This window comes from Methyloceanibacter sp. (assembly GCF_058506495.1).
This window is the reverse complement of record NZ_JBZMXT010000037.1, coordinates 1-22,924: the sequence shown is the minus strand read 5'-3', so window position 1 is coordinate 22,924 and position 22,924 is coordinate 1. Positions and strand designations below refer to the sequence as shown.

Genomic DNA, 22,924 nt, shown 5'->3' with positions numbered 1-22,924 from the left:
AGCGCAGCTCGATGTGCTCATCGAATCGCTTAAGCTTCGGGACGGGCGTGTCATGGAGCGCTTGCGTACACGCAAGACCTGACTAAGCGGAGTTCACCAAAGCCTTTGCGTGAGATCATTCTCGATACGGAAACGACAGGCCTGGATCCCCATGAAGGTCATCGGATCGTTGAGATCGGCTGTGTCGAGCTGGTCAATTCGATCCCCAGTGGCCGGACCTGGCACTGCTACCTGAACCCTGAGCGTGACATGCCAGAGCAGGCCTTTAGCGTGCATGGTCTGTCCAACGACTTTCTAAGCGACAAACCGCTCTTCGCAGACAAGGCCGACGAGTTTCTGGAATTTGTCGAGAGCGCCAAGCTTGTAATTCACAACGCCCGATTCGACTTCGGATTCTTGAACGCCGAGCTCGAACGGTCGTCTAAGCCTCTCCTAACTTGGGACAGGATCGTTGACACCTTGGCTCTTGCGCGGCGGCGCCATCCGGGCGCGCCGGCGAGCCTCGATGCTCTTTGCCGCCGGTATGGCATCGACCTCAGTGAACGCGACCTTCACGGGGCTCTGCTAGACTGCCGGCTGCTTGCGTCGGTCTATGTAGAGCTCGTCGGTGGCAAACAGGCACGTTTGGAGCTGGCGGGGCAGGGAGGTCGGCAGGCCGATCGATCGCAGAGCGGGTTCTCCGTTGCGCCGCGTCCAACGCCGCTGCCTCCAAGGTTAACGGCTGATGAGCGCGATGCCCACCAGAACTTTGTCGCCACGCTGGGTGAGGATGCGATCTGGCGCCGCTACGAGTGAGCGGGGGCTTATGCCCCAGTCACGCGCTGCCGACTGGATTGGCTTAGTTGGGCTGTCCTTCGGCGGCCTCTCCGCCCTTTGACAGATTTTGCGCATAGAGGCGCCCGAAGTCGATCGGGTCGAGCATGAGCGGCGGGAAGCCACCGTCACGAACGACATCGGCGATGACGCGCCGAACGAAGGGGAACAGCAGGGTGGGACAATCAACAAACAAGACGGGCTGAAGCATCTTTTCCGGCACATTCTTTATCCGGAAAAGCCCGCCATAGTCGATTTCGACGTTGTAGATCACGCCGTCATCGCTCTTTGCATGCGCCTCGAGGTGCACGACTGTCTCGTAGATGTCTTCGCCCCGCGGCCCCGCGTTCACGTTAACGCCGACTTGAAGCTGAGGGTTCTGGCCCGGTCCCTGCAGCGTCTGTGGCGCTCCCGGGCTCTCAAAGGAGAAGTCCTTTACGTACTGAGCCAGAACGCTGAGTTGAGCCGCATTGCCACCTTCCGCGCCTCCGCCGCCGGCTGGCTGATCGCCATTGCTCCCTTTAGGGCTATTTCCATTGTTGTTCTCGACCATCCAATCCTCCCTCGGCGCAACTTTCGACCGCTGGCTAACATGGGCCTACGTATCGCGCAATTCGACAACAGCACCCGAAAGACAAAGATGGGCCGCTATCTCCTTTGGGGTTGGCGTCCATAAGGGGAATGACGTAAGTTGACGGTGCACCGCAGCGATCCTGAGTGAAAAATATGCTGCGGCGGGCCCCGACTGCTAGAAAATCCCCAGGTGTATAACGATATCTAGCCTAGGGAAGATCAAGACGAAGACCGTTGACCGCGAGATACTCCGCAGAGAGCCGGACTGGGTCCGGAACTGGATGGCAGTAACATTATGAGTGAAGCTTTCGACATCTATACACTGCTGTTTCTGGTGCTCGCGGTTGTGATCTTCATCAGACTGCGCAGCGTCCTCGGACGCAGAACGGGCAACGAGCGACCGCCTTACGACCCGTATTCAAGCCCGGAGACAAAACAGGGTACGCCGGAGGGCACCGTCGTGGCGTTGCCCCGCGGCCGAAACGCCGAAGCGCAGGTTGGAGAAGCGGCCGGGCCCTCGGCTGAAGATATACAGGAGCGTCTGGAGCGCTTCGCCAAGACGGACAGCCCTCTTGGCAAGTCGCTCACCACACTGATTAAGGCAGACCCGACGTTCGACCCAACCGAGTTTCTCGACGGCGCAAAGATGGCTTACGAGATGATCGTTGCGGCCTTTGCCGAGGGCGACGAGAAGACGCTGCAGCAGCTCCTGGGTGAGGACGTCCTGGACGGCTTCTCTCGCGCTATCGCCGAGCGCGAACAGCGCGGCGAAACACATCACTCGACGCTGGTGGGCATCGACAAAGCTGACATCATCGAAGCGGAGATGAAGAACAAGCAGGCCTTCATCACCGTAAAGTTCGTAAGCGAACTCATTTCGGTCACGCGCGATTCGGCGGGCGAGATCGTTGATGGCGATCCGAAGAAGGTCCGTGAGGTCACGGACATTTGGACATTCTCTCGCGATACGGCGTCCCGCAATCCGAACTGGAAGCTGGTGGCCACTGAAGCTGCGAACTAGTCGCCGCGCGTTGACCTATGGGTTCTAGCCCGGACATTGGCACCCTGGAGTCCGATTACGTAGCATGTGGCTTTGATGCCTTGCCCGGCTGGGCCGAGGACGATCATCTTGCCGCTTTTCGCGCATTCCTGAGCTCCTGTCCGCCCCATGCCGTGCGTATAGCGAGGACCATTCACGGTCCGTTGCCTTTTCAGGAAGCGTTGGCATTGGGAGCAGACATCCGCCCCGATGAAGCACGCAAGTTCTTCGAAACTCACTTCGAACCCTTTTGCCGCCAAGCCCCGCGCGTGCAAGGGTTTGTGACGGGCTACTACGAGCCCATTCTTCTGGGAGCCCTTGAACGAAGCGATCGGTTCAACGTTCCGGTGTATGGCCTTCCCACAGACCTCGTTCCTTTGGAGTCTGAAGTTTTCCGTGCGGCCAACAATGACAAGGTCACGGCACGGCGCCGTCGCGGATCCGAGATGGTGGATTACTTCACCCGAGCCGAAATCGAGAACGGCGCGCTAGAGGGGCGGGGCCTTGAGCTTCTCTATGTAGGCGATTGGGTTGAGCTGTTCTTTATGCACGTCCAAGGATCGGGCCGCGTTCAGCTCGACGACGGTAGCTGGGTGCGGCTATCTTTTGCAGGGAAGAACGGTCATCCGTACACGTCTATTGCGAAAGTGCTTGTTGAAAAGAATGAGCTCTCCGCGAACGAGATCGACATGGCGCGCCTCAAAGCATGGTTGCGCGCCGCCCCCGAACGCGGCCGCCGACTTTTGCAGGAGAATAAGTCCTATATATTTTTCCGTATACTGACTGGTGTCGAGGGCTCTGGTGGTCCTCTCGGCGCCGAAGGCGTAACCTTAACGCCCGGGCGCAGCCTCGCGATCGATCCGGTCTGTACACCACTTGGTTGTCCGGTCTATGTCGCGGCGGACCGTCTACTTGCTGAGTGCGGCCGGCCTTTCGCACGGCTCATGGTTGGACAGGACGTGGGTTCGGCAATTCGAGGGCCCGAGCGTGGCGACATCTTCTGGGGCACCGGCGATGCCGCTGGCGAATTCGCCGGAAGCACGCGCCATCAAGCGACGTTCTTCTTATTGCTCCCAAAACGTTAAGGCCCTTTGCGGTAGTGTGGTCGCATGGCGCGCAGAAAATCAGACAAACAAACGCCGGACAGTGGGAATGCCATCAAGACGAAGAAGGTCTCGGTCCGTCTTGAGGATGATTCCGGTCTGTGGGCGCGTGTAGCCGACACAGCGCAGCCTTTGGCCAACAAGAACCGGTTTGTTGACTTGGGGGCACCGCTCGCGACGCCTGCGCAAGCCAAGGCAAGGCCGCCCGTTGACACAGGCTCCGCATCCCGAAGTCCCACGGTCTCAAAGCCGCTACGCCAGCATGCGGGCGAAAAGGCTACCGTAGGGACGGCCCCATCGCCGAATGTCGGACTTGATCGGCAGACTGCCCGCAAGCTCGACAAGGGCAATCTCGCTATCGAAGCGCGTATCGACCTGCACGGCATGCGCCAACGCGAGGCCCATAGTGCCTTACGCAAATTCCTGCATTGGGCCTGCGGTAAAGACTACCGGCATGTGCTCGTCATTACCGGCAAGGGCTCACTTCGTGACGAGGGCAGGAGCTTCTATGACGAAGATGAACGGGGCGTGCTGCGCCAGGCGGTCCCCCATTGGCTGTCGCATGGAGACCTAGCGCCATTTATCGTCAGCTTCGCGCAGGCGCCGCGCCGGCTCGGCGGCGAAGGGGCGCTGTATGTGCGGCTTAGGAAGCAAGATCGAGCGCGCCGGCGCCTCTAAAGAATGAACTTCGATAGATCCGCGTTTCTGGCCAGATCGCCGATGTGTTCGCGCACGTAAGCGGCGTCGATGGTGATCGCTTCACCGCTCTTGTCGGCCGCATCGAAGGATATATCGTCGAGGATGCGCTCCATCACCGTCATCAGCCGCCGGGCGCCAATATTCTCGACAGACGTATTCACCTCGACAGCAATGTCAGCGATGGCGTCGATTGCGTCCGTCGTGAATTCTAGGTGCACGCCTTCCGTCTTCATCAGAGCAACATATTGGTTGATGAGGCAGGCTTTCGGCTCCGTTAGGATACGGCGGAAGTCCTCGTTGGTCAGCGCGCGAAGCTCCACACGGATCGGCAAGCGGCCCTGCAATTCGGGAAGAAGATCGGCGGGCTTGGCAATGTGAAACGCGCCGGAGGCAATGAAGAGAATATGGTCCGTTTTCACAGGCCCATATTTCGTTCCAACGGTCGTGCCCTCGATCAGCGGCAGCAGATCGCGCTGCACGCCTTCGCGGCTGACGTCCGCGCCGACACGATCTGAACGCGCGCAGATTTTGTCAATCTCGTCCAAGAAGACAATGCCGTTGTTCTCGACATTCCGGATGGCCTCCTGGATCATCATGTCGTCGTCGATCAGCTTGTCGGACTCCTCCGCCATCAGAATATCGAACGAGTCCTCCACCGTAACGGTCCGAGTCTTCGTTCGTTGGCCGAGGGCCTTACCGAGCATGTCCGACAGATTGATCATGCCGACTTGGCTGCCTGGCATACCTGGTATCTCGAAAGATGGCATGCCGCTGGCGTCCGCCACTTGAATCTCAATCTCTTTATCATTTAGTTCGTTGGATCGCAGCTTCCTGCGGAACGACTCGCGCGTGGTGCTGCTGGCGCCCGGTCCCACCAGTGCATCGATCACGCGCTCCTCGGCGTTAATCTGAGCGCGGGCCGAGACCTCCTTTCGCTTTGCATCGCGCAAAAGGCCGATGCCGGCTTCGATGAGGTCGCGCACGATTTGCTCGACGTCGCGGCCCACATATCCCACCTCGGTGAACTTGGTCGCCTCAATCTTGATGAAGGGAGCGTTGGCGAGTTTGGCTAAGCGGCGGGAAATCTCCGTCTTGCCGACACCGGTTGGGCCGATCATCAAGATGTTCTTCGGCAAAACCTCTTCGCGCATATCCTCGTCCAGCTGCTGACGCCGCCAGCGATTGCGCAATGCAATGGCTACAGCGCGCTTGGCGTCGCTTTGGCCGACAATGTGGCGATCGAGTTCTGAGACGATTTCGCGAGGGGAAAAAGCGGTCATACAGGTACTGGTTCGGTTAGGCCTAGCTGGCGGACGCGTCGAGTACTTCGACAGTCAGGGAATCATTGGTGTAGACGCAGATTTGGGCCGCAATTGCCATCGCTTTCCGCGCAATCTGCTCGGCGCTGAGATCGGAGTCGAGCATGGCTTTGGCCGCTGCGAGCGCATACATCCCGCCCGACCCGATGCCCATGACGGCATCGTCCGGCTCCAACACGTCGCCGGTACCCGTCAGCACAAGACTTTCATTCGGGTCGGCCACGATCATCATGGCCTCCAAGCGGCGCAAGTACCGGTCAGTCCGCCAGTCTTTGGCGAGTTCCACGCAGGCGCGTTTGAGCTGATCGGGGAAACGCTCGAGCTTGGTTTCAAGCCGTTCGAAAAGGGTGAAAGCGTCGGCGGTCGAGCCAGCAAAGCCGGCAATGACCTGGCCCGATCCCACGCTGCGCACCTTTTTTGCGGTGCCTTTGATAACGGTCTGACCCAAGGAGACCTGGCCGTCGCCTGCTACCACCACCTTGGCATCCTTGCGGACAGTGAGGATGGTCGTGCCGTGCCAGGAGTTGGGTGAAGTTTCGGGCAAAGAGGGAACGCTCATACTGTCTGCGATATCGGGCTTGGTGCCCGGTTCGTCAAGCGCCTAGGCGCTCGTGTCACGATCCTGCCGTCGTGGGGTGGGGCTAGTCGAGCGTTGGCGCCAAGGAAGTCAGAGGGGGCAAGGTCACGTTGGTCACGCGCCAGCGCGCGCCATCCAAGGTCATGGTGGCGCCTGTCGTGGGCGCATCGGCCTCGTTGGGGTCCTTCATGTCGATCCTGAACGTCGTTGGCCCGGAGAAGAAGGCGTAGGTCATATAGTCGCCGAAGCCTTCGTTCTTTTCCCGGTGTTCCAGAACGGTTGGATTGCTGAGGAGAGCTTCAGGCGTCACCAAGCTATCGACCGTACCGCCAATGACCGACGGTCCGAGAATGTTCGTCAGTGCCGTGCCGATATCGCCGAGAACAGGGCGTTTTTCGCCGAGTTGGTCGGATTTCTCCAAGAGCCTGCCGTCGACCTTATCCTTCATGCTGGCTCCGATGGCTGGAAAATCGACGATCCTCTTAAGCGCCTCCGCATTGTTGGACAGCAGCGCCTGCTCAAGCCGATGCAGGGTCCAATAGGGGTAGGCGACGTAGACGGCCAGCAGGATCAGAATCAGTAGAAACAGGCGGCGCATTAACGGATTTCCCTCAAATTTGACGGTCGCCCATAGCATGCCTGCATGACGGGGCGTATAAGCGCACTCGTGATAGAAGCGAATTGCTAAGGGCCTCTGGGTTAGGCTGTCAGACATGCAAAAGCTAAGCAAATCGGCGGATGCCGCTGGAAGCCCTGCGGCCCGCACCGCGACGATTGATCGCCGCACCAAGGAAACGAACATTACTGCGACCGTCAATCTCGACGGGACTGGCGCTTACGATATCGCGACGGGTGTTGGCTTTCTTGACCACATGCTAGAGCAACTGGCGCGCCACGGGCTGTTCGACATTATCTTAAAGGCCGACGGCGACCTTCATGTCGATCAGCACCACACCACTGAAGACGCAGGCATCGTGCTTGGCCAGGCGTTTGCGAAAGCCTTGGGCGACAAAGCTGGAATCACGCGTTACGGCTCGTGCTACCTGCCCATGGATGAGACGCTAACCCGTGTCGCACTCGATGTGTCCGGGCGGCCGTTCTTAATATGGAGGGTGGACTTCAGCCGTTCCAAGATCGGCGAGATGGACACGGAATTGTTTCGGGAGTGGTTCCAGGCTTTTGCGCAGAATGCCGGCATCACGCTGCACGTTGAAACACTATACGGTGAGAACAATCACCACGTGGCGGAGACCTGCTATAAGGCACTTGCAAGGGCTTTGCGCCAGGCTGTGGCAGACGACCCGCGGCAAAGTGGACGCGTGCCCTCGACCAAGGGCCAATTGTGATCTCCTGGTTAGCCGGAAGGTCGGGCCATGGCCCGATTAAAGTTGAGCGTAGCGAACCGTGACTGTCTATTCCGTTTATGAGCCTGCCGACGCCGCCGATCTTGAGGCCCGGACGGGCAAGGTCGCGTTCGTCAAGGACGGGATCGCCTGGCTCGCGCTCTTCGTTCCGATCCTTTGGCTGATCTATCATCGCATGTGGCTAGAGCTGTTGGTTTTTCTGGTCATCTTCATGTCGCTACCGGTGATCTTTGGATCCGGTCCGGCCGCGCGAGAGATCGCCGGTTGGGCCTCACTCTGCTTGACGGTCCTTTTCGCACTTGAGGCCAATGATCTGCGTGGCTGGGCTTTGCGACGAAGGGGCTTCAGATTCGCCGGCACCGCATGGGGCCGTGACCTGGTCGAGGCCGAGACCCGATTCTTCTCACGCTGGCTGCCCGAGCAGGAGAAGCCCTCTGCACCGATTCCGGCAGTTGCTATGCCGACGCAGAGAGGCGCTGGAATCGTGCCAACGCGCCCCGCGCGCGGTGACGAAGTCATTGGCTCCTTTCCGCGGAGCTAGCTATAGCCATGCACGTTGCCATCATCGATTACGGCTCCGGGAATCTTCATTCCGCCGCGAAGGCTTTCGAGCGGGCTGCGGGCGAGCAGGGTGTACCGCTTGAGATCAAAGTCACGTCGGAGCCGGAGGATGTTCTGAGTGCAAACCGCGTCGTGTTGCCGGGCGTCGGCGCGTTCGCAGACTGCAAGGCGGGGCTTGCCGCGGTGCCGGGCATGATTGAGGCAATGACCGAAGCCGTCACCGAGCGGGGCGTGCCGTTTCTCGGAATCTGTGTGGGACTTCAGCTGATGGCGAGCCGGGGTCTGGAGCATGGAGTCACGCCTGGTCTCGACTGGATCGGCGGCGAAGTCCGTGCCATCGAGCCCGATGATGCCGCGCTCAAGATACCGCATATGGGCTGGAACACGCTCACGCTCCACCGCGACCATGCGTTGTTTGAGGGTATTCCATCGGGCCGCGACGGGCTCCATGCTTATTTCGTGCACTCGTATCACTTCGTGCCGGCGGCAATGAACGACCGTGTCGCGACAACCGACTACGGCGGGACGGTGACGGCCTTCCTGGCGCGGGACAACGTGGCTGGTAGCCAGTTCCACCCCGAGAAGAGCCAAAAACTGGGACTGGCCTTGATCGCCAATTTCCTCAAATGGAAGCCATAGCGAGATATTGCTCATGATTCTCTTTCCCGCCATCGATCTGAAGGACGGACAATGCGTGCGTCTCCGCCAGGGCGAGATGGACCATGCCACCGTGTTCAATAGCGATCCGGCGGCGCAGGCCAAGACATTCGAAGATCAAGGCTTCGAATGGCTCCATGTGGTCGATCTCAATGGTGCGTTCGAGGGGAAGCCTGTGAACGGACCAGCGGTCGAGGCGATCTTCGAGGCCACTCACTTGCCCATGCAGCTTGGGGGCGGGATACGGGACATCGACACGATTGCCATGTGGCTCGAAAAAGGCATCGACCGCGTCATTCTCGGGACGGCCGCTGTGCGCGATCCCGATCTTGTGCGCGAGGCAGCTCGTGACTTCCCCGGCTGTATCGCAGTTGGGATTGATGCCCGTGACGGCAAGGTAGCTATCGAGGGCTGGGCGGAAACGTCGGAGATGCGTGCGATCGATTTGGGTCGTCGCTTCGAGGATGCAGGCGTTGCTGTCATTATTCACACGGACATTGCCCGAGACGGAGTCCTCGAAGGCCTCAATCTGGATGCCACTTTGGAATTGGCCAATGCCGTCTCTGTACCTGTGATCGCCAGCGGCGGACTTGCCTCCATCGACGACATCAAGCGCCTGGTGGAACCGGTTTTTGCGAAGCTCGATGGCGCGATTGCGGGGCGCGCACTTTATGACGGCCGGCTCGATGCTGCCGAAGCGCTCGGCGTTATCGCGGCAAAATATGGGCACCACGGCGTGACGGGACAGTATTGATCTATGCTGAAGATCCGCGTCATTCCCTGTCTTGATGTGAAGGACGGCCGTGTCGTCAAGGGCGTCAACTTTGTCGACCTTGTTGATGCGGGCGATCCCGTGGAGGCTGCGGCGGCTTACGACGAGGCCGGTGCGGACGAACTCTGCTTCCTTGATATCACGGCGAGCCACGAGAAGCGCGGCACGATTCTCGATATTGTCAGCCGAACGGCGGAACGCTGTTTCATGCCACTGACTGTTGGCGGCGGCGTGCGGTCGACAGAGGATGTGCGCGCTCTTCTGGAAGCTGGAGCCGACAAGGTGTCGATCAACACCGCTGCGGTTCGCGATCGTCAACTTGTGCGCCGTGCGGCTGAGAAATTCGGAGCACAATGCATTGTCGTGGCCATCGACGCCAAGCGCGTTGGCGCAAACGGTAAGGCCCCTCGCTTCGAGATCTTCACACATGGCGGGCGCGAACCGACGGGTATCGACGCTGTCGGCTATGCGGAAGAGGTCGTTTCGCTCGGTGCAGGAGAGATTTTGCTTACGTCCATGGACCGTGACGGCACGCGGGCCGGATTCGATAATGTGCTCACACGGACGATCGCGGACGCGGTTTCCGTGCCTGTTATCGCCTCGGGTGGTGTCGGCAATCTTCAGCATTTTGTGGATGGCGTCCGCGACGGACACGCGTCGGCCGTGCTGGCTGCATCGATCTTCCACTTTGGGGAACATTCAGTTGGCGCAGCCAAGCGCTTCATGGCCAATGCGGGTCTTCCTGTGAGGTTGGATTCTTGAAGCTTCGACATAGAGCCTTTGCGGCTATTCCCAGAGGCAGCACCAAGGTGTATGAGCCACAGCATGAGCAAGGATGCATTAGATAGACTTGCCGCTACGATCCGCGATCGGCGTACCGAGGCGGCCGAAAAGTCCTACACGCGCCAGCTTCTCGATGATCCGATCAAGTCGGCCAAGAAGGTAGGCGAAGAGGGGGTTGAGGTCGCGATTGCCGCAACAGCGCAAGACAGGGCGGCGCTTCTCTCTGAGAGCGCGGACCTGCTTTATCACTTCCTTGTGCTGCTAGAGTCCCGCGACATTGGTCTCGACGAGGTTTGCGAGGTGCTCGAAGAGCGTATGGGGACCTCGGGCTTGGAGCGTCAAAGACGACCGGCGCGCTAACCAGTCACCGGGCACTTCAAGATGAACAGTAGTCCTGGCATTGGCTTTTCCCCCTACACGACATATTCCCGCGAAGAGTGGGCGCGCCTGCGCGAGGATACACCGCTAACGCTTGACGAAGCGGATATCGAAAACCTTTCGGGCGTAACCGAGCGCGTGTTGACCGAGGAAGTGGTTGATGTCTACTTGCCCCTGAGCCGGCTGCTGAATCTTTACGTCGAAGCCTCGCAAGGCTTGTACGGCGCCACCGAAGAGTTCTTACGCAAAGGAGAGATCAAGGTCCCGTTCGTTATTGGGCTCGCCGGTAGCGTCGCTGCGGGCAAGAGCACCTCTGCGCGCGTGCTTCAAGCTCTGCTCGCCCGCTGGCCAAGCCATCCGAATGTAGCGCTTGTGCCAACTGACGGTTTTTTGTTTAGGAACGCCGAACTTGAAAGCCGTGACTTGATGACCCGCAAGGGCTTCCCCGAGAGCTACAATCTGCCGGCGCTACTGAATTTCCTTGCCGATGTGAAATCGGGCAAGGCCCGTGTCGAGGCCCCTGTTTATTCGCACGTTGTCTACGATGTATTGCAGGGCCAGACCCTCGCCGTCGAACATCCCGATATCGTCATTGTCGAGGGACTCAACGTGCTCCAGCCAGCAGTTCTTCCGAGGGACGGCGAAGCGATCCCGTTCGTCTCCGACTTCTTCGATTTCTCGATCTATATCGACGCGGCCGAAGACCTTGTGGAGCGATGGTATGTGGAGCGCTTCCTGCGTTTGCGCCAAACGGCCTTCCGTGACCCAGCCGCCTATTTCCATCGCTACGCGACACTTTCAGAGGGTGAGGCGCGCGCCGTGGCTTTATCCCTCTGGCGGACGATCAATCTCGTCAATCTGAACGAGAACATTCTCCCCACACGTCAGCGAGCGGATCTCATTCTTCGTAAAGGTGAAGGCCACCGTGTGGAGAGCGTGGCGTTGCGAAAACTCTGAAAGTTACAGCGCTAGATCGAGATCCCACGTGCCCTGGCAAGCTGCACCAGATCCGTCTGGGGGCGCGCGCCGATATGCGAGATCGCTTCTGCGGCGGCAATGCTGCCGAGCCGTCCGCAATCGGCAATCGGCATCCGGCGCGATAGACCGAACAGGAAGCCTGCCGCGTAAAGATCACCGGCCCCTGTAGCATCAACGACCTGAGGGACGGGCTCTGCGGGTACCTCAGTTGTTTCGCCGCCCCCGACTATCAGCGACCCATCCTCGGATCGGGTGAGCACAGCCATCTCGCAGTCTTGAAGGGCGGCATCCGCCGCTTCCAGAAATGTATTGGTTTCGTAGAGAGACGTAATTTCCTTCTCGTTGGCGAAAACGATGTCTGCGCCGTTCTTCACGAGTTCCCGAAAATCCTCTCGATGCCGGTCCACACAGAAGGGGTCCGACAGCGACAATACCACCTTTGCGCCAGCCTGCTTGGCGAGCTCGGCTGCGGCCCGGAAGGCAGACTTCGCAGCGTCCTTATCGAACAGGTAGCCCTCCAAGTACACGAACTTGGCGGCGCCGATGAGTTCAGCATCGATATCGGAGTCGGAGAGATCCACGCTCGCGCCGAGAAATGTGTTCATCGTGCGCTCGCCATCCGGCGTTACTAGAATCAGACAACGCGCAGTCGGTGCGCCGTCGACAGCCGGCTCTGTGTCGTACGCGACTCCCAAAGAGCGGATATCGTGTCGGAAGATTCCACCAAACTGATCGGCGGCGACTCGGCCAATGAAGCCGCACGTTGCGCCGAGAGCGGCAAGTCCTGCAATTGAGTTAGCGACAGATCCCCCCGACCGCTCCGTAGCCGGTCCCATTTCTTCGTAAAGCTCGGCGGCCTCGGAAGAGGCAATCAGCCGCATGAAGCCCTTATCCAGATTTCGCTTGGTGAGAAACCCGTCGTCGCAACGAGCGATGATGTCCACAATGGCATTTCCGATGCCAACGACGTCGAGTGTCTTCTCAGCCATGATCTCGTAAGGCCCCCCGATTAGATCTCTCAGTTAGGCGCACTTGTTGGTGTTGTAGCTTTCGACTCCATCAGCGTTCCCAGCCGCCAGAGGGGAGGACAACGTCATGCTTGGCGCCGTCCGTCAAGCCTTTGAGGGATTCTTCTTACCACCTCTCGGCTCGATGCGTGCTTAGGTTGGCGCGGCGACCTTTTCGTTGAATGCGCACATGTCGCTTACATGGCAACGCCAACATTCAGGCTTTCGAGCCTTGCAGATGTAGCGTCCGTGCAGGATCAGCCAATGGTGGGCATGGAGCTTGTATTGGTCGGGTATGACCCGTTCCAATGTCTCTTCGACTTCCAGAGGCGTCTTGCCGGGCGCTAGCCCGGTCCGATTCGAGACACGAAAGATGTGTGTGTCGATTGCAATCGTCGGCTGACCGAATGCGACATTCAGAACTACATTCGCCGTCTTGCGTCCCACGCCGGGCAGCCCCTCCAGATCCTCGCGGCAGTCTGGGACCAAGCCGTCGTATTCGGCGACGATTTTACGCGACAGCGCAACGACGTTCTTGGCTTTGCTTCGGAAAAGACCGATCGATTTAATCCGCTTGCTGACCTCTTCCTCGTCGAGAGAGGCCATTTTCTCTGGCGTGTCGGCGGCCGCGAAAAGGGCGGGCGTCACTTGGTTCACGGACGTGTCAGTGGCTTGGGCGGAAAGGACCACGGCAACAAGGAGCGTAAAGGGATCGCGAAATTTCAACTCGGTCTGTGGTTCAGGATCGAGCGCTTGGAATCGCGCAAACATTTCCTCGATCTGCTCGCGGGTTAGCTTCGAGCGGGAGGCCCGGCGCGCTCTTCGCCGTTTCGGCGGATCACTGGATTTTGCTCTGTCGGCCACTTGCGTTTTGTCACCTTTCCCGGCTGTACTAGCGACCACGCTATGACAGAGACCCCGACCCTGCCGCAAGGGCTTGATGCCCCGGAGCCGTGCTTTCGCGCGGTCCTGACCCCGCACCGATCATTGGGGCCGCGCGGCTTTCTGATTTTCATGTCCGCCGTCTGCGTCATTTCGTTCGGGACCGGCCTCATGTTTTTCATGATGGGGGCGTGGCCCGTCCTCGGTTTCATGGGGCTGGACGTGCTTCTCGTCTATGTCGCGTTTCGGATCAATTTTCGCGCCTTGAGGGTCTATGAGACCGTGGCATTGACCGACGAAGCACTCACCGTGACTCGTGTTGCGCCTGACGGCAAAAAACAGTCTTGGCGGTTCAATCCGTATTGGGTCCGCGTGCAGGTTAATGAGCGGGTCGGGCTGTCGTCGGAGCTCTCCCTTGCCAGCCACGGGAAGCGTCTCGTCTTCGGGGCCTTCTTGACAGATCCCGAACGTGAAGACTTTGCTGACGCCTTGAAGGAAGCCTTGCGCGAGGCTCGATCACCCACGGTTGCCGGAGAGGTGCACGCTTAGCCTAGGCGGCGAGACTGCGTTTTTCGGCGAGAGTGCCGTCCGCTTGCACTCGATAGATGACGGGTGTGGCCGTCGCCAACGAGTAGTGCTGGACTTCTTCCGGCGTGAGCTTGTCGAGTTCCATAATCAACGAACGCAGCGAATTGCCATGTGCGACCACGATAACGTTTTTGCCTGACTGAAGCTCGGGAACAATCCATCGATCAAAGAAGGGACAGACCCGAGCCGCTGTGTCTTTCAGCGATTCGCCGCCTGGCGGAGCGACATCGTAGGAGCGCTGCCAGATTTGTACTTTCTCAGCGCCAAAGCGCTTCCGCGCCTCTTCTTTGTTGATCCCGACAAGATCGCCGTAATCGCGTTCGTTAAGTGCCGCGGCCTTGATGATTGGCAGTTTGCCCTGTCCAACCTCGCCAAGGATGATATCGAGAGTGTTGTGCGCCCGTTTCAGCGTTGAGGCGAAGGCACTGTCAAAGACCAGACCCTCTTCCTTGAGCCGCCCACCGGCCCGATGAGCCTCCGCGACGCCTTCTTCGCTGAGGCCGACGTCCTTCCAGCCCGTGAACATGTTCAAACGGTTCCACTCGCTTTGGCCATGTCGGACCAAAACAAGAACATTATCCGTATCCTCTGGTCTATCGCTGGTTTTTTGAAGCATGTCCCCTGAATGACGCCCTGTCATTTTCCGCTCAATTGGTCCCCCGATGCCATTTTTGGCCTCTCCATCACTCAAACTACAGATTCGCTTGGAAAACGGCCATGGTCCATATGGCCACCTAATGGGGTGACTTTTGGGCCGCTGCGTCTAGTTGGCTCCCGCATCACAGTGAAATCGCGGCCCACAAGCTCACTCCTTTCAGGTTCACAATCCAAGAACGTCCAACATTGAGTACAACCCGGGCCCCCGTCCTCTCGCCCACAGGGCCGCGCGAACGGCGCCACGGGCGAAGATTCCGCGGTCAGACGCAATGTGGGTCAGTTGGAATCGCTCCGCAGGGCCGGCGAAGATCACGCTGTGCTCGCCCACCACATCGCCGCCCCTCAGCGCGGCAAAGCCGATATCGCCTTCGGTGCGCGGGCCTGTGTCGCCGTCGCGTGTCCGTACGGCCTTGTCGGCCAATGCGACCGCCCGTCCTTTCGCCGCCGCCTCGCCCAGCATGAGTGAGGTGCCGGACGGCGCGTCGCGCTTGTGGCGATGGTGCATCTCGAGGATCTCGATATCGAACTCAGGTCCCAGAATCGTGGCGACACGCTCTGTCAGCGCCGCCATGAGATTAACGCCCATGCTCATATTGCCGGCCTTCACGATTGTGGCATGACGGGCGGCGGCGTCGATCTTGGCGAGCTGGTCTTCCGTGAAGCCGGTCGTACCGATGACATGAACAATGCGCGATTGTGCCGATAGCGCCACCAATTCCGTCGTCGCGTGGGGAAGGGTGAAGTCGAGAACGCCCTCGACATGGGCAAACAACGCATGAGGGTCATCAGTGACTTGAACCCCAATGGGGTCGAGACCCGCGATCTCTCCGAGGTCACGGCCAATCGCGGGTGAGCCGGCCGCCTCGAGGCCTCCCGCGATCTCACAGCCGGGCGTCGCGAGCAAGGCTTGGGTCAAGGCCTGCCCCATGCGTCCTGCAGCGCCAAGCACCGCAATTCTCATGTCACTCATCGTGCAGGCGCCCCCGATTCGCTCGTTCTGCCATCGTCCTTTCACCGAAGACGGCAAAAATTGTGCGGTGCCGTTGTAAGACGACAGGCTGCTTGCCACAAGTCTGGTGACGTCCCTGGGAACTTACGTCAACATTCGGGCTGCAGGGTATACCGCGTTTGCGATCCGCAACTCCGCCGCCGTGGATGTGACTTCATCAACGCCAGACGAAGGCAATTTTGCGCAACGTGGTGCCACTGAAACTTTCGGCGCCTTCGGCGATCGGTCTGCCGCCGAGACGTATGTAAAAGTCGCAAGCAGCTTCGTTGTCTGCGAGTGCCCAGACCAACAGGCCATGGAGGCGCCATTCGCGCAGCTTCTGCCGCGCACCGTCGAAGAGTTTGGTTCCGAGCCCTAGGCCCTGATAGGTGGGGCAGAGGTAAAGTTCGAAGATCTCGCCCCGATACGGGCCACGCCCAATACGACAGCGTCCGAACGTGACATAACCGGCTACTTGGCCGCCAAAGTCGAGAACGAGAAGGGATGCTCGACGTCGCAGCACGCGCTCCCACCAGACAGCCCCACGGCGTGCAATCATCCGTTCCAAATCGAGATGCGGAATGATGCCCTGATAAGCTCCTCGCCACGCCTCTTCGTAAGCAGCAGCAAGTGCGTCTGCATCCTTTGGCCGTGCCGGCCTCACCTGAGCCACATCGACGGACATAGGCAGAGCCTAGACTAGTTTGTGCGGACTGGGCAAAGGGCGCGTTGAATTTATCCTATGGTCAGATCGGCGATGCCAGACGTGAAACGAGTGGAACCGCATATTCAGGCCGCGTTCTCCGCATCGCGGAGCCGCTCAGCCTTCTTGCGATCATTTGGATCTAGATGGCGTTTGCGGAGGCGTATCGACTCAGGCGTGACCTCGACCAGTTCGTCGTCTTGGATGTAAGACAACGCTTTTTCCAGGACCATTCGCATAGGCGGTGTCAATCGCACTGCTTCGTCCTTTGACGTGGTACGAATGTTGGTGAGCTTCTTGCCCTTTAGGACATTCACATCAAGGTCGTTGCCGCGCGTATGTTCGCCGACGATCATCCCCTGATAGACCCGTGCCCCCGGCTCGATCATCATGGGCCCTCGGTCCTCAAGATTCCACAACGCGTACGCCACGGCCTCACCCTGGTCGGTGGATACAAGAACGCCATTGCGGCGTCCCTGAATGGGTCCCTTGTACGGCGCATAGCCGTGGAACAGGCGGTTTATGATGCCGGTGCCGCGCGTGTCGGTGAGAAGCTCGCTTTGATACCCGATCAGGCCGCGCGTCGGCGCATGGAACACGAGACGCACGCGGCCACCGCCGGATGGCTTCATCTCGATCAAGTCTGCCTTTCGCTCAGATAGCTTTTGAACAACGGCTCCCTGGTGTTCCTCGTCGAGATCGATGACGACTTCCTCGATAGGCTCTAGCAGCTGCCCTGCTTCATCGCGGGTTAGAAGCACCCGGGGACGCGATACGGAGAGTTCGAAGCCTTCCCTGCGCATCGTCTCGATCAGAATGCCGAGCTGAAGCTCGCCGCGGCCAGCGACGACCATCGAGTCCTTCTCGTCGGACTCGGCGACCTTCAGCGCAACATTGCCTTCGGCCTCCTGTAGAAGCCGATCCCGGATCATGCGGCCGGTGACCCTAGATCCCTCGGTGCCCGCGAGCGGCGAGTCATTGACCCGAAACGTCATGGACAATGTCGGCGGGTCGATCGGTTGGGCCGGCAATGCAGAATTGATCTCCAGTGCGCAGATCGTGTGGGCGACGGTAGCGTTCGGTAGGCCTGCGATAGATACGATGTCGCCGGCTGTCGCTTCTTCCAACGAGGCGCGCTCGAGACCGCGAAAAGCAAGCACCTTGGACACCCGGCCCTGCTCGACAAGGTTGCCTTCGTGATCGAGGACCTTGACCATTTCGTTGGGCTTGACGGTTCCGGCCGTGATACGGCCCGTCACGATGCGGCCAAGATACGGGTTGGCTTCAAGGATCGTTCCGAGCATCTGGAACGGACCGTCTTCGACCGCTGGTGCCGCAACATGGCTCAGCACCAGCTCAAAGAGTGGCGTCATCCCTTGGTCCTTCGGACCCTCTGGGCTCTCGGCCATCCAGCCCTCTTTCGCGGAGCCGTAGAGCACGGGGAAGTCGAGCTGCTCGTCGTTGGCATCGAGTGCGGCAAACAGATCGAAAATCTCATTCAAGACATCGTCGGGCCGAGAATCGGGGCGGTCGACCTTGTTGATCACGACGATGGGCTTGAGGCCCATCTTGAGTGCCTTGGACACAACGAACTTTGTCTGAGGAAGGGGGCCCTCCGCCGCATCGACCAGGACAAGCGCCCCATCGACCATATTCAGAATGCGTTCCACCTCGCCCCCGAAATCCGCGTGGCCGGGCGTATCGACAACATTAATGCGCGTCCCTTCCCAAACGATCGAGGTCGCCTTGGCCAGGATTGTGATCCCGCGTTCTTTCTCGAGGTCGTTTGAATCCATGGCGCGCTCGTCGACACGCTGATTGGTCCGAACAGCACCGGACTGTTGGAGCAGGCGATCAACGAGGGTGGTCTTGCCATGGTCGACATGCGCGATAATGGCAATGTTCCGTAGCGTCATGTTTGGATAGGTCTTTCGGGCAGGCGGCTATAGCGTCTACTGCGGGCGCTTGTTGCGGTGCAATATAGGGATATTGCCGCCAATCGCAATGCTGGAGCCGATGACCCGTCTTTCCCACGCGCCACGTCAGGCTTCAACCACGCAGTTTCCGCAGTGTCCTTAAGCGCAGAGCATTGAGCTTGATGAAGCCCTCTGCGTCCTTTTGGTCGTAGGCGCCCTGGTCGTCCTCGAACGTGACGATCTCGTCCGAGTACAGAGAGTTCTCGCTCTTGCGTCCGACGACGATGACGTTGCCCTTATAGAGCTTCAGCGTCACCTCGCCCTCCACATGTTCCTGGCTCTTGTCAATGAGGGCCTGGAGCATCTCGCGCTCGGGTGCGAACCAGAACCCGTAATAGACCAACTCCGCGTAGCGCGGCATGAGCTGGTCTTTCAGGTGCATGGCCTCGCGGTCCAGGGTCAGCGATTCGATGGCCCGGTGAGCCGCGAGCAGGATCGTGCCGCCCGGCGTCTCGTAGATGCCGCGCGACTTCATGCCGACGAATCGGTTTTCCACGAGGTCGACGCGCCCGATGCCATTGTCGTGGCCAAGCTCGTTTAGCTTTGTGAGAAGCGCTGCAGGCGACATCCGCGTGCCGTTGATCGAGACAGGATCGCCGTGCTCGAATCCGATTGTGATGACGGTCGGCTCGTCCGGCGCATCTTCAGGCGCGACAGTGCGTTGGAAGACGTAAGGCGGCGGCTCGACATTTGGATCTTCGAGCACTTTGCCTTCCGAGGACGAGTGCAGCAGATTGGCGTCGACGGAGAAAGGCGCCTCGCCCCGCTTGTCCTTCGCCACGGGAATCTGATGCTTCTCGGCGAATGCGATGAGGTCGGATCTTGACCGAAACTGCCAATCCCGCCAGGGGGCGATAACTTTGATGTCCGGGTTGAGCGCATAGTAACCGAGTTCGAAGCGAACCTGGTCATTGCCCTTGCCGGTCGCGCCGTGACAAACAGCGTCGGCGTCGGTCTCCTTGGCAATCTCGATCTGCCGTTTTGCGATCAGTGGCCGTGCGATGGAAGTCCCCAGCAGATAGACGCCTTCATAGAGCGCGTTTGCCCGGAACATCGGGAATACATAGTCCCGTACAAACTCTTCGCGCAGATCTTCGACGAAGATTTGTTTGACGCCGAGCATCTCTGCCTTCTTTCGCGCTGGCTCCAGCTCTTCGCCTTGGCCGAGGTCGGCGGTGAATGTCACGACTTCGCAGCCGTAGGTCTCCTGAAGCCATTTCAGGATGATGGATGTGTCGAGGCCGCCGGAGTAGGCGAGTACGACCTTTTTGATCTCAGTCATTCCAAAGTCCTGGAACAGCGCGTCGATGGCGCCAATGCAAGGTTGGCCGGGACTATAGGCGCGAGAGGCGTCCGCGCAAGTGGGCCTCGCTAGGGGGCGCCAGACGTTTCGTCGGGATGGGAGCGCCTTTGTAGCGTTTGTCCCGAATGGCGCAAGCCGGCGCCGATGCGCGCCATTACGGTGCCAATGCCAGCGAGAAGCGCCGCAATGCCGCGATGAAGGCCGAACGCGATACTATCGAGCCGCGCCTCAAGCTTTGCGTCGTTGCGCCGGCCAGGGGCCAAGAGCAAATAATAGAACAAGAGGACCACGCCAATGGTGACGATGCCGGCGAAGAGGACGTCGCTCAGGAAGTGTCGGCCAAAGCCAACCCGCAAACCGCCGACAGAAATCCCGTAGAGCACGGCCGCGCCCATGGTGAAGGGCCGAGCCGCGGGAGGGGCCAACATCGCGGGCGCCACGGTCCAGAAAGCCAGGCTTCCCTCTCCAGAAACGAAGGAGCAGTTGCGCTGGCAGGCGCCTCCAGGCCGCCACCAGGGCTCGAAGTCGGCCTTTCCGCCAAACTGTTCGACCTGGATGGGCCGCGGACGGCCCCAGTTTTCCTTCAGTATGAGATTGCTCACCACGCCAGGCCCGGCAATGAATGAGCCAACAAGGAAGAGCGCGATGGATGGCGCGATAATCATCTTCGTGCGGGGAAAGACGAGCTTTCGGACGAGCACGAATACGGACGGCGCAACCAAGAGATAGGGCACCCAATAGGCCAGGTTCCGGACGGTTTCCCAGTCCTCGCTGCGAGACATGGGGAACTTGCCAGATTCAGAATCGTAGAAGAGCGAGGCTGCCCAAAGGTCCAGGCCAGGGAAGATCGCGAAGATCAAACCAACGACCAGACCCAAAACCAGAGTTGCGAGCAACCAGCGTCGCGCCACAGGCGTTTCCTCAAGATAAAGGGCCCCTGCCGATGCAAACGGTCGCGTTGGCCGGGGTCTTGTGTCGAAAATCAACGCTTTATGGCGCAGCCCGCGCACAATGCCAACAACCTCCTCCAGGTCTCGTAAACCGGGCTTTTTGCATGACGTTTTATGATTGTTGCGAAATCGGCCGGAACTTTGGACACTATGCTTACGTTGATTCTTCGGGGGGCCGAAGGAGTGCGTTGATGACGAAAGACACTACCGCCGACGCCCAAGCGAAGACGCCCTCGCGCGCGTCCCTGCTTCGCGAACTGGGTTTTGCATGGCGCCATCGTCGCGGACAAAGCAAGCGGTCATGGCGAGAGACGGTGACCCTTTTCAAGCCCGAGCCGTGGCTCGTGGCCATCGCCCACGAAAAGGCGCGGACGAAGGTTAGGCTCCGCGACCTGCCAGAAGCCAGTAACTGAGGCCGCCGGCAAAGCCGGCCGTGGCGAAGATCGTTATGGACTGGCCCTCGGACAAAGAGGGCACGTCTACAGCAGGGCCGTAAGCCTCAGTGCTGACCAACAGAGGAAGTGCGGCGAGCGTGGCTCCTCCTGCGAGGACATAGTACATCCAAGAACGGATATGCAGGACCTGTCCTGCGACGGCGGCTGCAAATGCCGGCAGCGCGGTCAGAGCGGGCCCGGCGGTTCCGAAAAACACCACGGCGCCAAACGCCTTGGCCACGCCTCGCTGGACGGCTGGATCCCGGAGAACCGGGTCATCAAGCACGAACGCTCGGAACTGCGGATCTTCGATTGCAATCGCGCGCAGCTCGTCGCCCATCCATGCGGCACCGAGTGCGAGTAGCACAGCGAGCGCAACGCCGACCGCGACAAAGAACGACGCGACAACAACAACCCCGCGCCAAACAAAAGATCCAATCATAAGATGTTCGGTACCCCGGTCATCGTGACGATGATCTCCGGTGGGATTATAGAAGATGCCTTGCCGCGCTGGAGTCCCATCATGCGCACCATTGATTTTTGGTACGAGTTTGCCAGCACCTATTCCTACGTGAGCGCGATGCGCATTACGCAGGCTGCGGCGAAAGCGGGTGTTGCGGTCCGCTGGCGGCCCTTCCTGCTCGGACCAATCTTCAAGGAGCTCGGCTGGAACGACTCGCCGTTCAATATCTACGCCGCCAAGGGGCAATATATGTGGCGCGACCTTGCACGCGTCTGCGACGACGAAGGTCTACCTCTAGCACTGCCACCGGTACGTTTTCCGCAGAACGGGCTGAAGGCTGCGCGGCTCGCGCTTGTGGGCGTGACGGCGGGCTGGACGCCGGACTTCACGCGTGGGGTCTTCATGGCGAATTATGCCGAGCAACGCGACATCGCCGATGATGAGACGCTGCGCGACATTCTGGAGCAATGTAGCGTCGATCCGGACCCCGCCTTCGAGGCCGCCACTAGTCCCGCCAATAAGGAGGCGCTGTTCGCCCAAACGGCTGATGCCAAGGCGCGTGGCATTTTCGGCGCGCCCTCCTTCACGGTTGGCGAGGAACTTTTCTGGGGCAATGACCGTTTGGAAGCGGCGATCGCGTGGGCGAAGGCTTAAGCGCGCGTTGTGGCTCCTATGCTTGCGCTTCGCTGAGCCGCTCGCTTGCTCGCTGTTTTAGGCTCGCGCTTTTGAGCTGACCGCAGGCGGCCATGATGTCTCGGCCACGCGGGCTGCGCACAGGGCTCGCATAGCCCGCGCGGTTCACGACCTCGGCGAACTTCTCGATTTGCTCCCAGTCCGAACACTCATACGCGGTGCCCGGCCATGGATTGAAGGGAATCAGGTTGATCTTCGCAGGGATCTTCTTGAGCAGGCGAACGAGCGCCTTAGCGTCGGAGATGGAGTCGTTTACACCCTTTAGCATCACGTACTCGAAGGTAATGCGTTTCGCATTCGAAAGGCCGGGATACGCCCGGCACGCATCCAAGAGCTCGGCGATCGGCCATTTTCGGTTGATCGGCACCAACTCGTCTCGCAGCTCATCGCGGACTGCGTGAAGCGAAATCGCCAGCATCGTGCCGGCTTCTTCGCCCCAACGTGGGATCTCGGGCACAATGCCAGACGTGGATAGGGTGATACGCCGCTTCGAGATCGAAAGACCTTCGCCATCGGCGGCAATGGCGCAGGCATCGCGCACATTGTCGAAGTTGTAGAGCGGTTCGCCCATGCCCATGAGCACGACGTTGGTGATCTTGCGCTCGCCCGAGGGTAAGCCCTTTGGATCGTCGGGCACAGCACCCGGCCAATCGCCGATCCTGTC

The 22,924-nt window shown here is 59.6% G+C and carries 28 protein-coding genes; 14 read left to right on the top strand and 14 right to left on the bottom strand.

Translation table 11 applies throughout. The annotated features are described in order from the left end of the window. Positions 1 to 105: 105 nt before the first annotated feature. Positions 106 to 795, top strand: coding sequence for a DNA polymerase III subunit epsilon (gene dnaQ / locus AC33YF_RS08300; protein WP_491776734.1), 690 nt, complete (start codon positions 106 to 108; stop codon positions 793 to 795). 43 nt (positions 796 to 838) lie between these two features. Here dnaQ and secB read toward each other — a convergent pair whose 3' ends face one another. Continuing rightward, positions 839 to 1,366 carry a protein-export chaperone SecB gene (secB, locus tag AC33YF_RS08295; RefSeq protein WP_491776733.1) on the bottom strand — a complete coding sequence of 176 codons (528 nt, stop codon included), beginning with the start codon at positions 1,364 to 1,366 and terminating at the stop codon, positions 839 to 841. Between the two features lie 315 nt (positions 1,367 to 1,681). On the opposite strand from secB, the gene AC33YF_RS08290 reads away from it, so the two are divergent. Genes AC33YF_RS08290 through AC33YF_RS08280 form a run of 3 tightly spaced genes read left to right on the top strand, consistent with a single transcriptional unit; the run spans position 1,682 to position 4,206 of the window. After that, complete coding sequence (locus AC33YF_RS08290) at positions 1,682 to 2,407, top strand: Tim44/TimA family putative adaptor protein (protein ID WP_491776732.1); 726 nt, start codon at positions 1,682 to 1,684, stop codon at positions 2,405 to 2,407. 17 nt (positions 2,408 to 2,424) lie between these two features. Further along, complete coding sequence (gene mltA, locus AC33YF_RS08285) at positions 2,425 to 3,510, top strand: murein transglycosylase A (protein WP_491776731.1); 1,086 nt, start codon at positions 2,425 to 2,427, stop codon at positions 3,508 to 3,510. Positions 3,511 to 3,534: 24 nt separating this feature from the next. Beyond that, the gene (locus tag AC33YF_RS08280; RefSeq protein ID WP_491776730.1) at positions 3,535 to 4,206 is read left to right on the top strand and encodes a Smr/MutS family protein; all 672 of its coding nucleotides are present in this window, start codon (positions 3,535 to 3,537) and stop codon (positions 4,204 to 4,206) included. On the opposite strand, the gene hslU is transcribed toward AC33YF_RS08280, so the two are convergent. From hslU to AC33YF_RS08265, 3 genes are all read right to left on the bottom strand, one after another. Next, positions 4,203 to 5,507: an ATP-dependent protease ATPase subunit HslU gene (hslU, locus tag AC33YF_RS08275; RefSeq protein ID WP_491776729.1), complete on the bottom strand. Its 1,305-nt coding sequence runs from the start codon at positions 5,505 to 5,507 to the stop codon at positions 4,203 to 4,205. The genes AC33YF_RS08280 and hslU overlap by 4 nt on opposite strands. Positions 5,508 to 5,529: 22 nt before the next feature. After that, positions 5,530 to 6,105 carry an ATP-dependent protease subunit HslV gene (hslV, locus tag AC33YF_RS08270; RefSeq protein WP_491776728.1) on the bottom strand — a complete coding sequence of 192 codons (576 nt, stop codon included), beginning with the start codon at positions 6,103 to 6,105 and terminating at the stop codon, positions 5,530 to 5,532. 82 nt (positions 6,106 to 6,187) lie between these two features. Continuing rightward, positions 6,188 to 6,838 (bottom strand): DUF2939 domain-containing protein, encoded by a 651-nt coding sequence (locus AC33YF_RS08265; protein WP_491776727.1) that lies wholly within the window; start codon positions 6,836 to 6,838, stop codon positions 6,188 to 6,190. Between AC33YF_RS08265 and hisB the strand changes: the two genes are divergently transcribed. The 7 genes from hisB (at position 6,837) to coaA (ending at position 11,595) form a co-directional block, all read left to right on the top strand. Next, complete coding sequence (gene hisB / locus AC33YF_RS08260; protein WP_491776726.1) at positions 6,837 to 7,469, top strand: imidazoleglycerol-phosphate dehydratase HisB; 633 nt, start codon at positions 6,837 to 6,839, stop codon at positions 7,467 to 7,469. The genes AC33YF_RS08265 and hisB overlap by 2 nt on opposite strands. A 58-nt stretch (positions 7,470 to 7,527) precedes the next feature. Next, a complete protein-coding gene (locus tag AC33YF_RS08255) occupies positions 7,528 to 8,028 on the top strand; it encodes a DUF2628 domain-containing protein (protein ID WP_491776725.1) in 501 nt (166 codons plus the stop codon). Between the two features lie 8 nt (positions 8,029 to 8,036). After that, positions 8,037 to 8,687, top strand: a complete 651-nt coding sequence (gene hisH / locus AC33YF_RS08250; RefSeq protein WP_491776724.1) for an imidazole glycerol phosphate synthase subunit HisH — start codon at positions 8,037 to 8,039, stop codon at positions 8,685 to 8,687. Between the two features lie 13 nt (positions 8,688 to 8,700). Next, positions 8,701 to 9,459, top strand: coding sequence for a 1-(5-phosphoribosyl)-5-[(5-phosphoribosylamino)methylideneamino]imidazole-4-carboxamide isomerase (gene hisA / locus AC33YF_RS08245; RefSeq protein ID WP_491776723.1), 759 nt, complete (start codon positions 8,701 to 8,703; stop codon positions 9,457 to 9,459). 3 nt (positions 9,460 to 9,462) lie between these two features. Continuing rightward, entirely contained in the window at positions 9,463 to 10,239 is a 777-nt protein-coding gene (gene hisF, locus AC33YF_RS08240) for an imidazole glycerol phosphate synthase subunit HisF (RefSeq protein WP_491776722.1), read from the top strand. A gap of 63 nt (positions 10,240 to 10,302) precedes the next feature. Next, positions 10,303 to 10,620 (top strand): phosphoribosyl-ATP diphosphatase, encoded by a 318-nt coding sequence (gene hisE, locus AC33YF_RS08235; RefSeq protein ID WP_491776721.1) that lies wholly within the window; start codon positions 10,303 to 10,305, stop codon positions 10,618 to 10,620. Between the two features lie 21 nt (positions 10,621 to 10,641). Beyond that, positions 10,642 to 11,595, top strand: coding sequence for a type I pantothenate kinase (coaA, locus tag AC33YF_RS08230; RefSeq protein WP_491776720.1), 954 nt, complete (start codon positions 10,642 to 10,644; stop codon positions 11,593 to 11,595). An 11-nt stretch (positions 11,596 to 11,606) separates the two neighbouring features. Here coaA and AC33YF_RS08225 read toward each other — a convergent pair whose 3' ends face one another. Further along, positions 11,607 to 12,605 (bottom strand): adenosine kinase, encoded by a 999-nt coding sequence (locus AC33YF_RS08225; RefSeq protein WP_491776719.1) that lies wholly within the window; start codon positions 12,603 to 12,605, stop codon positions 11,607 to 11,609. Between the two features lie 171 nt (positions 12,606 to 12,776). Beyond that, positions 12,777 to 13,487 (bottom strand): endonuclease III, encoded by a 711-nt coding sequence (nth, locus tag AC33YF_RS08220; protein ID WP_491776718.1) that lies wholly within the window; start codon positions 13,485 to 13,487, stop codon positions 12,777 to 12,779. Between the two features lie 42 nt (positions 13,488 to 13,529). Between nth and AC33YF_RS08215 the strand changes: the two genes are divergently transcribed. Beyond that, the gene (locus AC33YF_RS08215; protein WP_491776717.1) at positions 13,530 to 14,054 is read left to right on the top strand and encodes a DUF2244 domain-containing protein; all 525 of its coding nucleotides are present in this window, start codon (positions 13,530 to 13,532) and stop codon (positions 14,052 to 14,054) included. Position 14,055: 1 nt separating this feature from the next. Here AC33YF_RS08215 and AC33YF_RS08210 read toward each other — a convergent pair whose 3' ends face one another. From AC33YF_RS08210 to AC33YF_RS08185, 6 genes are all read right to left on the bottom strand, one after another. After that, positions 14,056 to 14,709 (bottom strand): 2,3-bisphosphoglycerate-dependent phosphoglycerate mutase, encoded by a 654-nt coding sequence (locus AC33YF_RS08210; protein ID WP_491776716.1) that lies wholly within the window; start codon positions 14,707 to 14,709, stop codon positions 14,056 to 14,058. Positions 14,710 to 14,913: 204 nt separating this feature from the next. Beyond that, positions 14,914 to 15,720, bottom strand: coding sequence for a 4-hydroxy-tetrahydrodipicolinate reductase (gene dapB, locus AC33YF_RS08205; protein ID WP_491776715.1), 807 nt, complete (start codon positions 15,718 to 15,720; stop codon positions 14,914 to 14,916). Positions 15,721 to 15,916: 196 nt separating this feature from the next. Next, positions 15,917 to 16,423, bottom strand: coding sequence for a GNAT family N-acetyltransferase (locus AC33YF_RS08200; RefSeq protein WP_491776714.1), 507 nt, complete (start codon positions 16,421 to 16,423; stop codon positions 15,917 to 15,919). Positions 16,424 to 16,527: 104 nt separating this feature from the next. Beyond that, positions 16,528 to 18,357 (bottom strand): translational GTPase TypA, encoded by a 1,830-nt coding sequence (gene typA / locus AC33YF_RS08195; RefSeq protein WP_491776713.1) that lies wholly within the window; start codon positions 18,355 to 18,357, stop codon positions 16,528 to 16,530. Positions 18,358 to 18,490: 133 nt separating this feature from the next. Further along, positions 18,491 to 19,699, bottom strand: coding sequence for an argininosuccinate synthase (locus tag AC33YF_RS08190; protein WP_491776712.1), 1,209 nt, complete (start codon positions 19,697 to 19,699; stop codon positions 18,491 to 18,493). Between the two features lie 89 nt (positions 19,700 to 19,788). Next, positions 19,789 to 20,631 (bottom strand): phosphatase PAP2 family protein, encoded by an 843-nt coding sequence (locus AC33YF_RS08185; RefSeq protein WP_491776711.1) that lies wholly within the window; start codon positions 20,629 to 20,631, stop codon positions 19,789 to 19,791. A 230-nt stretch (positions 20,632 to 20,861) separates the two neighbouring features. Here AC33YF_RS08185 and AC33YF_RS08180 point away from each other — a divergent pair, with 230 nt between their 5' ends. Next, a complete protein-coding gene (locus AC33YF_RS08180) occupies positions 20,862 to 21,083 on the top strand; it encodes a hypothetical protein (protein WP_491776710.1) in 222 nt (73 codons plus the stop codon). On the opposite strand, the gene AC33YF_RS08175 is transcribed toward AC33YF_RS08180, so the two are convergent. Continuing rightward, positions 21,049 to 21,546 (bottom strand): hypothetical protein, encoded by a 498-nt coding sequence (locus tag AC33YF_RS08175; RefSeq protein WP_491776709.1) that lies wholly within the window; start codon positions 21,544 to 21,546, stop codon positions 21,049 to 21,051. The genes AC33YF_RS08180 and AC33YF_RS08175 overlap by 35 nt on opposite strands. A 3-nt stretch (positions 21,547 to 21,549) precedes the next feature. On the opposite strand from AC33YF_RS08175, the gene AC33YF_RS08170 reads away from it, so the two are divergent. Next, entirely contained in the window at positions 21,550 to 22,221 is a 672-nt protein-coding gene (locus AC33YF_RS08170; protein WP_491776708.1) for a 2-hydroxychromene-2-carboxylate isomerase, read from the top strand. Positions 22,222 to 22,237: 16 nt separating this feature from the next. Here the strand turns inward: AC33YF_RS08170 and rlmN are convergent. Further along, a partial coding sequence (gene rlmN / locus AC33YF_RS08165) for a 23S rRNA (adenine(2503)-C(2))-methyltransferase RlmN (protein ID WP_491776707.1) occupies positions 22,238 to 22,924 on the bottom strand: 687 nt, incomplete at its 5' end.